We start from the raw sequence: 12,902 nt of genomic DNA on the forward strand, positions 1-12,902 counted from the left end.
TAATGGGAACATTCAGTCAAATAGCAAACTCAGTTCCTCCTGCCCTATCCCCTTTTAACGCAAAAAAGGGCGAGGATTTTTTTGGCGTACAAGCAAAACTAAGCGTTGGAAAATCGAATGATAAATATGAAGCTGAAGCCGATAGAATGGCCGATAAAGTAGTGTCGAATAAACAAAATAATGCTTCAACATCATTTTTTAGTGCAGCTCCGATTGTTCAAAAAAATCAGGGAACAGAAGTTAAAAAAGAAGATCAGACCGAAAATGAGGTCCAACAGAAACCATTAGCAGCAACAGTAAATCCTTTACAATGGCAATCAATCCAAAAATGCGATTGCGATAACGAAAATATTCAAAAAAAGGAAGAAGACGGAACTCAGACTGAAACAACTGCAAATGCTGATTTTGAGAAGAAACTAAACAGCACAAAAGGTGGTGGTACAGCACTTTCTGAAGATACCAAAGCAGAAATGGAATCCGGTTTTGATACTGATTTTAGCAATGTAAGAATCCACAATGACTCATCTGCAGTTCAAATGAATCAGGAAATTGGCGCACAGGCTTTTGCCAGCGGGAATGATATTTATTTTAATGAAGGAAAATACAATCCTGAGTCAACGTCAGGAAAACATCTCATAGCCCATGAATTAACACATACTGTACAGCAAACCGGAACTATTCAAAGAAAAATGGGCGATGGTCATGATTTAAAATCCCCACGATTTTCCGGAGAACCAAAATTAGAAAGTGCTTTTGATGACGAAAGTTATATTCAAATTGGTTCCCAGGGGCAACAGGTGAGTAAAATTCAACAGGCTTTAGAAGATTCAGGAAATCCTTTACCCAAATATGGCGTTGACGGAATCTTTGGTCCGGAAACCCAAGGTGCAATTCGAAATTATCAAACGACAAACCATCTTTTAGTAGACGGTATTGTCGGACCTGAAACTATGGAAAGTCTGGATGAATATTTTTCTAAACCTAAGCCCAAAATACCTCCTGTACATCCGCATGTTTGCGAAATATTACAGGATGATCCAGAAAGTCCTACGAGCCAAAAAACACTTTTTCCTCTAAATACGCTTTCTCCTGATTTAAAAAAAGCAGCAGATGGCGCTCCAACTGTTGAGCTCCCAAATGGAGAATCAGCTATTAAATGTAAAATACCTCCTAAAGAAAAAAATGTACAGAATTATGCGGATGCCCGCTTCCGTCAGAGTCTACGGGACCTGAAATAAAAGTAGGCGATGTCTGTAAACCTAAAAAACATTCCGTTTTTGCAGGAGAAACCTGTCCTGATGAAAAAGATGTTCTTAAAGTAATTGAAATTCAGGATAACTCAGGAAAATTTAAATTAAAAAGTACGAGCAGTGAAAATGACTGGTTAAAAGTAAAGATCTGTGAAGGGCCTCACAAAGGCCAGATAAAACAGATACAACAACGTTTTGTAGAGCAAGTACAAAATTTTTCACTAAACATTACCGGACCAAAAACCATTGAAAAGTCTAAAAGCATAAAATTAAAAGCAAACGGACTGCCTACCACCCTTACTCCTAAATGGGAAATTAAACAAACTGATAAGGGAGAAGCAAAAATTATTGGATCTGACAGTATATCTGAAATAGAAGTCGAAGGAAAAACAGAAAGCAGTAAAAAAGAAGATATCATAGTAAGTGTAACCGCCTGTGATGATAGTACTACCCATAAACTTACAGTTGATCCTGAAGCACCTGTTGTACCTAAATTTGTTCCTCCTAGTGGTACCTGTACACCTTCTCCAATAGATATTATGCGTATTCCCGGAGTTTTGAGAGCAAAAGGAATGAATGAAGCAGCTAGACTTATGGAGAATTGGTTTATAGGTGCTCCGGCAATAGCCCCTTCTTATGGAAAATCAGATTCCTCTACAATAACGAAAACTTTTTTAAATGGGTTTTCTAAATATACGGATAAAATCGACGAGATTCTTAAAGATAAAACATACATAAATGATGCAGCAAAAAATGAAATTAGAAAAGTATTAGCCAAAAGAGGCCTTAATAAACCAGGTTCTGTCTTTGATATGTCTTTAAATCCTGTAACATTTGATTCAAAAGGTTTTTCTGTTCAGCGTGGTGTAATTGAATCTGCAGGTATTGCTGATCCTATTACGGGCCTTTCTACAGCTTTAGGAGCATTTACTGTCAAATTAGGGATTGAAGGAAAGGTTATTCAACACATAATTTCGACAGATCCTCTTGTTACAAAAGATGTAGTGATTATAGACAAAGTAGGTTTTTATATCAGAGACAGTTACGATTTTAATGATGGCTTTTTTCCGCAGCCTCTTGGTTATTGGAATGTATGCACCAATGACATTGGTAAAACTCCTAGGGATGGCAGGGAACGCGTCATGAACAAGGATTTTAGAGACTGGAGGGGGCTTAATTCAAAAGGAGAAGATGCTTTAGTGTTCTCAAATGATTGGGATATTAGAACATTGTCAAGCAGTGAACACTTTGATTTGTAATTATTATTAAGATCATGCAAAAACACCTAATGTAAAAAGAGAATAATGTCAGCATTTAGTCAAACAGGAAAATCAAACCCTTCTGCCCCATCTGCATTTAATTCCAGAAAGGGAGAGGATTTCTTTGGGGTGCAGGCAAAACTCAACATTGGTAAATCGAATGATAAATATGAAGCCGAAGCCGATAAAGTAGCAGATGTAGTTGTATCAGATAAAAAGAATATTGCTACGGAGCCTTTTTTTACCCCATCGCCAGTTGTTCAAAATAAAACGGCTGCTGAAACACAATCTGAAAATAAAAATACTGAAATCCCGAAAAAAACTGCTATACCTGAAATCACTCCGGTTATTCAGCCGAAATTAAAAGTAGTTCAAAATAAACAATTTGCAAATTCTGATGTTTTTTTCAATCCTGCGCCTGTAATTCAAAAAAAACAAGCCAGTGAAATTCAACAAAAAAGCAATCCTGAAAAAGAAACTCCGAAAGAAAATGCAGGCAAGGAAAATGCAGGCAAGGAGAAGAATTTAACCAAAGAAATTACTCCTGTTATTCCAGAGAAAAAAGAAACGGTACAGAACAAAATTGAATCTCTTGAAGCAATAGAAAAAACAAATACTTCAAAATCTTTAGTTCAACCAAAAAAAGAAGAAGATATTCAGAAAAAAAATACGGTTGAAAAAGTCAACACTCCTGTAAATAAAACCGATTTAGTTAAAACTGAAAGTCCAAAAATCGCTGAAAAAAATCTTGCACCAAAACCTCAAATACAGAAGAAAAAAGAAGAAGAAATTCAGGCTAAAGAAGAAGAGGAAATTCAGGCTAAAGAGGAAGAAAAAGAACTGCAGATGAGCGCGGCTGCTGATGCAAACCCTACCGATAATTCTAAACTTGAAAGCACTTTAAACAACAGTAAAGGCGGTGGAACTCCTATGTCTGGACAAGTGAAAAACGAAATGGAATCCAGTTTTGGAGCTGATTTCAGCAATGTTCGTATACACAATGACTCAACTGCCGTTCAAATGAGCCAGCAATTAGGAGCGCAAGCCTTTGCAAATGGCAGTGATGTTTATTTTAACGAAGGAAAATACAATCCTGGCTCACAGGAAGGCAAACATTTACTGGCTCATGAATTAACACATACTGTTCAACAAGGTGCTGCTGCTGTTCAGCCCAAAATGATTCAGAAAACTACAACGCCTCCTGCCGGCAGTACTGTTACACCTCCAAGCGGAGTTACACCTCATGATGAAGCAAATGGAGAATTTAGTTATGAAAAAGGTGGATTTTCTTATCGCATCAATACAAGATCATCCCCTCTGGAATTGATACTTCCTACGATAAGTATTTCTGAATTTAAAGCAAGAAATCGTCGTTTATTTGTAGCTCCTCTTGATGTTCCGTCAGATCGAAATACTGCTCAGCCCGAAAACTGGAACACCGGAACAGAAGCGCAAGCAAACCGGCTTTTGGATGATAAAATAAGTGAAGCTACCAGAAGCGGAGGCTTCAGCAGAACAGAGGATGAAGCCAATCGGGTTTATTTCTTTAAAGGAGTAGGAAAACCCGATTTAAATATTTTTGGAACCCGAAATCAATTGCTGGCATTAGCAAAATTGCCTATTTGGGACAGGGATAAAAATGCAACAACTTTTCAAATTGACCATATTGTAGAACACCAATTAGGCGGCGCTGACAATGTTCAAAATTATGAATTATTAGAAGCATCTGCCAATGGAAGCTCAGGCTCTTCAATTGCCTGGGAAATGAACAACAAAATAAGAGAAGCTTATGATGTATTCATGTCTCCTTATTATCAGACAAAAACAGATAAACCGGTTTTACCCGCACGGCCAGGAAGAGGAAATCAATATGTGAATACTTTTAAAGATGGCGGGTATAAAATCTCATTTTTAGATTTTGATTTTGAACTGCCTACCAGATCCGGAATGCCAGACCGATACTGGTCTTATAACGAAATTACACAAGGACAGCATTTAAATAAAATTCAGGCTCTTACCGGAGATGAAATGAGAAGAATGGGTACCGAAGATGATCCTGCCTTATTCATTTCCCCAAACGGAGGACAAAGACTAACGATCCCAGCAGGAAATCAATATCCGGTTAGGAACTGGCTACCAAGAGTAGATTTGACGGAACGTCCTGATTTTCAAAATCAAACACTAAAAGTTGATGCTTATAAATCGTCTGATACCAGAAATGCAAACAAAATATCTGCTTCTTACCCTAATATGACATGGAATTTAAACCGTATTCCTAATACCTATATCTTTTATGTAGATAAACAAACTTCCATCGCTAATGCAGTTACAGGTACCGGAGGTGTTTTTCAGAGCTTGCGCTTACCAGGAATGAGTCCGATACAAATTGATCAGATGGATCTTACCGAAAAAGGGTTTAGCGGAAGCGGAAAAGTATTACCAACAGTTCCTTTAATAAGCGATGCTGATATTGACATTGTCATAGATGGTGACGGTGTACGCTTAAGAAAACTATTTACAGCCAATGAATTCCATTTCCCTGCTCCTTTTGTAATTGATAATGCTACTCTTGAAGTTTCATTTGGAACAAACGGATTAGGCATTACAGGAAGGGTTGATTTTGGAATTAATAATGTAGGAACCGGACATATACAAGCAGCTGCTTCAATGGCCAATGGATTTGCACTTGAAGGTGCATTTAATTTTGACAGCGAGCTCTTTAATCCTGCAGAAATTAATGTGGAGTATAAAGATAACATTTGGACTATTGGCGGTAGAATTGGTATTATACAAGGAACCATCAGAGGAGTAAAAAGCGCTACTATACAAGCCAGCTACAGCGAAAATACTTTTACAGCATCCGGAGAAGCAGAACTTGACATTCCCGGAATCAGAAGCGGGACCATGCAGGCAACATACAATGATACCGGATTTTCAATTGGAGGGCAATTTCAGTTAAAAGACGATATTCCCGGAATCAGAGGAGGAAGTGTTTCTGCAAACATTTCTAAACAAGACGGAGAAGGATATAATGTAAGTGTTACAGGTACAGCTCAGCCTAATATTCCGGGTATTAATTCATCCTTAACTGTTTCTTATGAAAATGGTGCACTGACACTTTCAGGATCTGCAGATTATTCCAGAGGAATGCTAAGCGGTACTGCAACTGTTGGCGCAACCAACAGAATGATTGGCGAAGATGGCCAGCCAACTGGTGAACCGGATGATACTATGAGAGTTTACGGAGGTGGAACACTAACATTACAATTAACTCCATGGCTCGCAGCGACTGCAGGCGTTAAGTTCTTGCCTAATGGTGAAATGGAAGTAACTGCCAGATTAGCAACCGATACTTATGATGTATTTCCACGCAAACAATTTGACCGAAATTTATTTACCGTACCTACAATTGAGATCCCGCTATTTGCTATACCATTAGGTCCGCGAAGTTTGGGATTAGTGGCACAGGTAAGTGGTGGTTTAGATTTTACCGCAGGGTTTGGCCCTGGGCAATTGCGAAACCTGAGTGCCGAAATTACATACAATCCAGAACACGAAGAACTAACCACAATAACCGGACATGGTGAATTTGTTATTCCGGCTGATGCTGGTTTAACTATGCACGGCGATTTGGGATTGGGCTTAAGTATAGGAATTGCCAGCTTATCCGGCGGAATTGAACTGGCAGGAACACTAGGCTTAGAAGGAGAAGCAGGAGCTTCAGTCGATCTTAACTGGAGTCCCCAAACAGGACTCGCATTAGACGCTGAAGGCCATATAACCGTAAACCCTAAATTTACATTTGATATCAATGCCTTTGCCCGAGCAAGTCTTGGAATTGGATGGTTTTCAATTTCCGAAACCTGGAGGTATAACCTTGCATCATTTAGTTGGGGGCCTGATATTCAGTTTGGTTTAGTATTTCCTATTCATTACAAAGAAGGCGAACCATTTGATATTTCTTTTGATGATATTGAAGTAATTTATCCTGAATTGGATGTAATTGATATGGCAAAAGATTTAGCTTCAGATGTGAAAGATGACATTTTTGATTAATTTTTAAAATTATGTATTCATTATGAAAACGGATATTAAAGAAATCAACAATCAGGGAGTAGTACACTTTCTGAATAAAAATTTTGCTGAGGCGAAAAACAAATATACAGAAGCACTTTCCCTAGATGCAGACAATACTACTACTTTAAATAATTTAGGTCTTTTATATCTTCATGAAAAAAAGAACAAAGAAGCAGAAGAATTATTTAGAAAAGCTTTTACTATTTCAGAAAATGAAACTTATGCATTAAATTTAGGTCATAGCTTAATATATCAAAAGCAATTTTTAGAAGCCGAAAAATATTATCTGAAAAGTATTAATATAAAAAGAACAAATTTACAGTCCTGGGAAAGTTTAGTTTCGCTTTATGAATACACCGGACAATTTGAAAAAGCAATCGATACTTTACAAACCTTAATTATAACCGGTAATTCCAAAGTGGTTTACAAAATAAAGCTTTCAAAGCTTTTAATTAAAATAGAAAAATATAAAGAAGCACTTGATATGCTATATACCTCGCTGGATAACAGAGGTTATGAATCTGAAATCTTATATTACATAGCATTCGTTCATTTAAAAAATCAAAATCTTGGCCTTGCAAAAACTGCTGTCGAAAATAGTTTAAGCCACAATCCGTTTAGAGAACTTTCTCTTGAACTAGCGGCAACAATAGCGATAAGTTTGTTAGATAATGAAATGGCTATTAAATATTGGAATGAAATACTAAAAATAAATTCAATGAATCATGCTGTCAGAATTAACAAAAGCATACTTTATATTAGTAAAAAACAAACAAAACAAGCCCTAAATGAACTCGATTTTGTACTGAATTTTGAACCAAAAAACCCCAAAGCCCTTTATTATAAGGCCGTGTTATATCTTGAAGAAAAAAACAAACTTTATGACGCAGAAAAAATCCTGAAAACTTTGCTTCAATTTCAAAATGATTATGCTGAAAAAGCTTCTGCAATGCTGTATAATATATTTAAACAAAAAAAAGATGATGTGGACTAATGAGTTTAAAGATTTAAATGAATTAAGGGATTTCCTGATAAATCAGCTTAATTATGATGCAAGCAATGGATTTACTTTTGTACAAATTGCAATCAAAACAGATTTAAAAAAAGTAGTTGATTTACTTGGAAAACCGGATACGCTCAATACAGAAAGTAAGCAACAGCAAACAATACTTTATACAGCTACTGTAGATCATCCAACAGAGGGAAAAAGAGATCATCATAAACTGGATGCGCTTTTTTGGTTTTTTAATCATGAACCGCTGGAAATTATACGTGTTCATTTTGATTATTATAAGACAGGCGAATTTGTAACTCCTTTTAATAATTTTATCAAAGAGTTATTTCTCTCAGTTATTGATAAACTTGGCAAACCCGACAAAGAAACACTGAGACAAGGAAATGAAGAAATCACTTACAACAGAGGGAAACACAAATTTTTGATGTGGTCAAATGCTGAAGGGTTACGCTTTCAAATAAAATAAAAAAAGCTGCTAAACTAAATTATATCGCAAAATGGAAAACACATTCACCTACTTAAAAAATCAATTCATTTATCAGCTTGATAGTCTTTTTCAGGTCGAAAACCCTGCGGAAAAACCGGTTTTGAATCAAATCGATTCGAATGGTTTTATTAATGAATTTATTATCGAAAATAACCTGAGTGAAACAGACATACTTTTGTTAGGACTGGCTCTTGTTCCTCATGTGAAACCTGATTTTCTAAGTTCGATTATTGCCGAATATTTACCTAATGGAGGCGAATTGCCCGAGTTTGGCGGAATTAAATCAAAAAATCACCGTGGCATTTTACCAACGGGTGAAACGGCACAGTTTTTAATTGCCGGAAATGATCTTGACATTAGGATTGCCTTTTATAATTATTTACATAATCAGTCTTTTCTTTATCAAAAAGGAATTATTAAACTAGATTTAGTTCCTGTGGGAGAACCTAAACTAAGTGGTCTGCTAACTTTAGAAGACGAATACGTCGAAAAATTCCTGACCGGAAAAATCCTGAAACCACAGCTCAGCAGTAATTTTCCAGCACAATTAATTGAAACACAACTAGAGTGGAATGATTTGGTACTCAATTCTAATACCCTTAATCAGATTAAAGAAATAGAAACCTGGCTTAAATTCAATGAAATTCTATTACATGAATGGGATATGAAAGCTAAGATAAAACCGGGTTTCAGGGTCATGTTTTATGGTACACCGGGAACCGGAAAAACACTTACCGCTTCACTTCTTGGGAAATATACTAAAAGGGATGTTTACCGAATTGATTTGTCCATGATAATTTCGAAATATATTGGTGAAACAGAAAAAAACCTTGCTTCTCTTTTTGACAAAGCAGCTGATAAAGACTGGATTTTGTTTTTTGATGAAGCCGATGCTGTTTTCGGAAAAAGAACTAATGTCAGGGACGCACATGATAAATATGCCAATCAGGAAGTTTCTTATTTGCTACAGCGAATTGAAAATCATCCCGGGCTGGTCATTCTGGCATCAAATTTTAAAACGAATATTGACGCGGCTTTCACCCGAAGATTTCAATCTATAATTGAATTTGAAGTGCCTTCGTATACTGAACGTTTACAGCTCTGGAAAAATAACCTGCCAAAAGGAATCAAAATTGCTGAAGATGTAAACCTGAATGAACTTTCAAAAAAATATGATATTACCGGTGCCAATATCGTCAATATCATTCAATATGCCTGCCTGAGAACACTCGAAGACGAAAACAAAAACATTAGCCTCAATCACCTTCTTCAGGGAATAAAAAAAGAATATGTAAAAGAAGGAAAAATGATGTAGACAGATATTATAAAAAAACACATCTGCCAATAAAATTTTTTAATGACAGATGTACTTACAAATCAACCTAATAATGTAATCTTTTATTTTACCAGATAAGCTACCCTATCTGCTTCACAAAGTCTGAAATAGCCAAAAGCAAAATCATTTGCATTAGTTGTATTTACAATATTTCCCCTGATATTACCTGGAGGAACTGAAAAAGGATTTCCTCCATATATTTCCAGAATTAAATCCATATAATTATAGAAATTTTTAGAGATACCGCGATGTGTAATAGTAACTGTTTTTCCCGGTTTCATTTTATCTTCGTCTGAAAATCTTGTACTTACTACATTTCCATTAAAGAATTCGTCATCTGTTACCTCATATTCCGGAAATAAAAGGAAATCGCTCTGATAATCTGTAAGATAATAATTGGTTTCATTTTCCGGGTCTTTATAATAAAAAGTAAGTTCTATTACATCTTCTCCTCCAAAATCGGGAACTATCTTTTGATCTACTTTATCAATTGGTGTTACGGAAGTCAGTTTTTCCACTGCTGTAAAACTTTGCCCTTCAGCTGTTACGTAAAGCGTATAATCCATGTTAATTACAGGTACAAAATCAGTACATACATAAGTGCCAGGTTCTGTCTCATTAAATGTAAAAACATCACCATTGCTATTTTGAATTCTTACCTGAGCTCCTGAAACTTTTGGCGTAGTATTATTGTAATAAGGTGCTGTTTTGCTGATTTTTATAGTCTGCTCATTACCTGATGTTCCTTTTAGCCAGATAATTTCTGCATCTACTACTATCCTTGTTTCACCTGTTTCTAAATCCAGGTTTACTGTATCCTCACAAGATGAAAAAAACAGCACAAAAAGAACACTTAATAAAGTTAGTACTTTATTTCTAAAAATATATTTTTCAAGCCTTTGCATATTCATTAAAATTTAAAATTATAAGAAACACCAGGTACTATCCCAAAAATAGACAGTCTTCTGGTCTCATTTGCACCTGTATCTTCATTTGTCGCGAATGTCATAGAAGCGGCATTTTTTCTATTGTAGATATTATAAATACTAAACACCCAGTAGCTTTGCCAGCCTTTCTTTTTATCTGGTTTAGGCGTGTAAGTAGCTGCCACGTCTAAGTGATGGAAAAGCGGCAGTCTGTTTTCATTTCTCAATGAAAAATTCGGGATTTTGATACCGCCAAACTCATAATACCCATTTGCATACGTTACCGGCTGACCCGACTGTAATGAAAAATTGGCATTAAAAGACCATTTTGGGCTGTACAGATAACTACCCACAATATTTAGATTATGTAATTTGTCGTATCCTGACAAATACCAGTCCCCATTTGCTATTCCTGGCTCCTGAGGTGTTCTTCCCGGAGTTTTTTGTTCTGCTCTTGACAATGTATAAGAAACCCATCCGGTCAACTTGCCTGTATTTTTTCTGAATAATAATTCCATACCATAAGACCTGGCTTTACCATTCAGTATAACCTGTTCAATATTATTATTTGCCAGTATATCTGCACCGTCTATATAGTCAATTCTGTTTTGAATGTTTTTGTAAAACAACTCCCCTTCTAAAGAATAATCTTTATCTCTGAAATTCCTGAAATACCCAAGCGCATATTGGTCCAGAAGCTGCGGTTTAGTAAAAGGTCCGCTTGGTGTCCATATACTCATTGGCAATGGTGACTGGGTATTGGATAAAATATGAATATATTGTGCCATTCTGTTATAACTTGCTTTTACAGAAGTATTGTCATTAAAAGCATATGATAATGCAGCACGAGGTTCTAAATTATTAAATTTACTTATGGTTTCTCCGCTTCTATATGATATACTTCCTGTAGGAGTTCCATCTTCGTAAATTTTATACAGCGGATTGTAAACAACTGCCTGTCCGTTTTCATAAGTACTGATTTCCTCTCCTCCTAAACGGTAAAACATACTGTAACGAAGTCCGTAACGAAGATTCAGTTTCTCTGTAATCTGATGTTCGAAATCAAGATAAGCAGACGATTCCAGAGCATATTTTTTATCCAGCTGTTTATAATTAAACTGCGAATCCGGACTTGTTGGCTGCACTCTTCCCGGGTTAAAATCATAATATTGGCTATCAATTCCGTAGTTTAGCTTAAGCTTTTCATATACAGTATGATTCCAGTTATATTTAAAACCATAGCTTTTTATGGTATTGTCCCATTCAAAATTTTCAGCTGAAATCCCAAGATTAAAATTATAATCACTGTAAAAAACAGATAAATTAGTATTTAAGTTTTCTGAAAAATTATGCTTCCAGCTTAAGATCGCCATTCTATTTCCGTAAGTACTGGAAAAGCGATCATTGATATCAAAAACATCGTTTCCAAAGTAACCGGAAAACGCCAGCGTATTATTTGCGCCAAGACGATAATTTAATTTAGCATTAATATCATAAAACATAGCTGAATTATTATTATCAGCGAGCTTTAAAAATAAATGGGCATATGAGGTTCTCGCTCCCAAAACAAAAGAACCTTTTTCTTTTTTAATTGGACCCTGTACCAAAAGGCGGCTTGATATTAAACCAATTCCTCCGTTGACTTTGTAATTTTCAAAATCACCCGTTAATTGACTTACATCAAGGACAGAAGAAACCCTTCCACCAAATTTAGAAGGAATTCCCCCTTTGTATAAATCAAGTCCGTTAATCACATCTGCATTGAAAACAGAGAAAAAACCAAACATGTGAGAGTCACCATAAACAGGAGCCCCGTCCAACAGAATTAAATTCTGGTCAGCGGCACCTCCACGGACATTAAAACCTGAAGAAAGCTCGCCGGCATTTGTAACTCCCGGTAATGTCAATATCGATTTTAAAGGATCCGGCTCTCCCATAGCAGCCGGAATTCTTTTAATTTCCTCCATTGTAAGTTTATTGACACTCATCTGCGTATTTCTCACATCAACTGCTTTTGAGTTGGTAATAATCACCTGTTCCAGCTGCTGACTGTCTGCGTTCATAATAAAGTTTATTCTTTCATCATCAGAAATTGTTATTAGTTTTTCTCCATTTTTAAAGCCAACATAACTAACGATAACCGTATAAGTCCCTTTATTCAATTCTAATGAAAACATTCCGTTTCCATCTGTTGTAACACCTGTTTCAAGTTCTTTAATAAAAATATTGGCGCCAATAACAGGCTCTTTATTCTCATCTAAAACCTGTCCGGTTAACTTGCTTTTTTTTTGGCCGTAGCGGGTTTACTATTTTTTTGCTTTACGAAAATATTATTGCCGACAATAGAAAACTGAATCGAATTATTTTTGTTAAGCTCATTAATAAGTGCTTTTATTTCGATATTTTTATAAGTATGTTTTTGATCAAAATACTTTTGACTGGTATTAATCTGATCTGTAAAAGCAAACTTAAAATCTGTTTGGCTCTCAATTTGCTTAAAGACTTCTTTTAATGTCATATTTTGATCTACTGTTACTGTAATTGTTTGGGAG

The 12,902-nt window shown here is 35.8% G+C and carries 9 protein-coding genes; 6 read left to right on the forward strand and 3 right to left on the reverse strand.

The genetic code is table 11. The features are described from left to right. The first annotated feature begins 2 nt into the window (after positions 1–2). From P5P89_RS00225 to P5P89_RS00250, 6 genes are all read left to right on the forward strand, one after another. Complete coding sequence (locus tag P5P89_RS00225; RefSeq protein WP_278010214.1) at positions 3–1,238, forward strand: eCIS core domain-containing protein; 1,236 nt, start codon at positions 3–5, stop codon at positions 1,236–1,238. 551 nt (positions 1,239–1,789) lie between these two features. Further along, positions 1,790–2,509, forward strand: a complete 720-nt coding sequence (locus tag P5P89_RS00230; RefSeq protein ID WP_278010215.1) for a DUF6402 family protein — start codon at positions 1,790–1,792, stop codon at positions 2,507–2,509. 45 nt (positions 2,510–2,554) lie between these two features. Continuing rightward, the gene (locus P5P89_RS00235) at positions 2,555–6,565 is read left to right on the forward strand and encodes an eCIS core domain-containing protein (protein WP_278010216.1); all 4,011 of its coding nucleotides are present in this window, start codon (positions 2,555–2,557) and stop codon (positions 6,563–6,565) included. A gap of 22 nt (positions 6,566–6,587) precedes the next feature. After that, positions 6,588–7,580 carry a tetratricopeptide repeat protein gene (locus tag P5P89_RS00240; RefSeq protein ID WP_278010217.1) on the forward strand — a complete coding sequence of 331 codons (993 nt, stop codon included), beginning with the start codon at positions 6,588–6,590 and terminating at the stop codon, positions 7,578–7,580. Beyond that, the gene (locus P5P89_RS00245) at positions 7,567–8,067 is read left to right on the forward strand and encodes a hypothetical protein (RefSeq protein ID WP_278010218.1); all 501 of its coding nucleotides are present in this window, start codon (positions 7,567–7,569) and stop codon (positions 8,065–8,067) included. Before P5P89_RS00240 ends, P5P89_RS00245 begins: the two co-directional genes overlap by 14 nt. 31 nt (positions 8,068–8,098) lie before the next feature. Continuing rightward, positions 8,099–9,403 carry an ATP-binding protein gene (locus P5P89_RS00250; RefSeq protein WP_278010219.1) on the forward strand — a complete coding sequence of 435 codons (1,305 nt, stop codon included), beginning with the start codon at positions 8,099–8,101 and terminating at the stop codon, positions 9,401–9,403. Positions 9,404–9,486: 83 nt separating this feature from the next. Here the strand turns inward: P5P89_RS00250 and P5P89_RS00255 are convergent, their stop codons facing one another. Genes P5P89_RS00255 through P5P89_RS00265 form a run of 3 tightly spaced genes read right to left on the reverse strand, consistent with a single transcriptional unit; the run spans position 9,487 to position 12,868 of the window. Next, entirely contained in the window at positions 9,487–10,329 is an 843-nt protein-coding gene (locus P5P89_RS00255) for a DUF4249 domain-containing protein (protein ID WP_278010220.1), read from the reverse strand. A 5-nt stretch (positions 10,330–10,334) separates the two neighbouring features. Then, positions 10,335–12,587, reverse strand: coding sequence for a TonB-dependent receptor (locus tag P5P89_RS00260; RefSeq protein ID WP_340696555.1), 2,253 nt, complete (start codon positions 12,585–12,587; stop codon positions 10,335–10,337). A 35-nt stretch (positions 12,588–12,622) separates the two neighbouring features. Continuing rightward, a complete protein-coding gene (locus P5P89_RS00265) occupies positions 12,623–12,868 on the reverse strand; it encodes a hypothetical protein (RefSeq protein ID WP_278010221.1) in 246 nt (81 codons plus the stop codon). Between the last annotated feature and the right edge of the window lie 34 nt (positions 12,869–12,902).

Source organism: Flavobacterium gyeonganense, from assembly GCF_029625295.1.
GTDB lineage: Bacteria > Bacteroidota > Bacteroidia > Flavobacteriales > Flavobacteriaceae > Flavobacterium > Flavobacterium gyeonganense.

Coding starts and splice junctions, on each gene's coding strand:
- P5P89_RS00225 (WP_278010214.1), top strand. CDS start 3: ATGGGAACATTCAGTCAAATAGCAAACTCAGTTCCTCCTGCCCTATCC.
- P5P89_RS00230 (WP_278010215.1), top strand. CDS start 1,790: ATGCGTATTCCCGGAGTTTTGAGAGCAAAAGGAATGAATGAAGCAGCT.
- P5P89_RS00235 (WP_278010216.1), top strand. CDS start 2,555: ATGTCAGCATTTAGTCAAACAGGAAAATCAAACCCTTCTGCCCCATCT.
- P5P89_RS00240 (WP_278010217.1), top strand. CDS start 6,588: ATGAAAACGGATATTAAAGAAATCAACAATCAGGGAGTAGTACACTTT.
- P5P89_RS00245 (WP_278010218.1), top strand. CDS start 7,567: ATGATGTGGACTAATGAGTTTAAAGATTTAAATGAATTAAGGGATTTC.
- P5P89_RS00250 (WP_278010219.1), top strand. CDS start 8,099: ATGGAAAACACATTCACCTACTTAAAAAATCAATTCATTTATCAGCTT.
- P5P89_RS00255 (WP_278010220.1), bottom strand. CDS start 10,329: ATGCAAAGGCTTGAAAAATATATTTTTAGAAATAAAGTACTAACTTTA.
- P5P89_RS00265 (WP_278010221.1), bottom strand. CDS start 12,868: ATGACATTAAAAGAAGTCTTTAAGCAAATTGAGAGCCAAACAGATTTT.